The sequence below is a fragment of the Deinococcus alpinitundrae genome, from assembly GCF_009982895.1.
Taxonomy (GTDB): Bacteria; Deinococcota; Deinococci; order Deinococcales; family Deinococcaceae; genus Deinococcus; species Deinococcus alpinitundrae.
Window position 1 is genome coordinate 1 of record NZ_WXZL01000252.1, and the last position, 270, is coordinate 270.

At 58.1% G+C, this 270-nt stretch carries 1 protein-coding gene; it reads left to right on the forward strand.

All coding sequences use genetic code 11. The annotated features are described in order from the left end of the window. On the forward strand, nucleotides 1-257 hold a 257-nt coding region (locus tag GUI70_RS23260; protein ID WP_202630601.1), incomplete at its 5' end, for a hypothetical protein. Between the last annotated feature and the right edge of the window lie 13 nt (nucleotides 258-270).

The following is a 270-nucleotide window of genomic DNA, read 5'->3' on the forward strand; positions in this document are numbered from 1 at the left end:
TTCCCCAAGTGGCTAACAGCGGGCGCGCCGCGTTGAGTCTCGGCTGTTGTGGGGCACGCGCGTATCTCGATGCACTGACCGATGATGTGGCGCTGTGGGCCTTGCCCGGCGCCCAGATCGAGGCGTATGTGGAAAAGTTAGAGAAGTTGGCCAAGGCGAACGATCTACTGACGACCTTTCATACCCTGCGTCGGCAAGATGTGGCCGCAGGCCAAACGCCGACCTATGGTGAATCGCTGGAGCGGTTAGCAAGTTAACAAAAGGAAACAT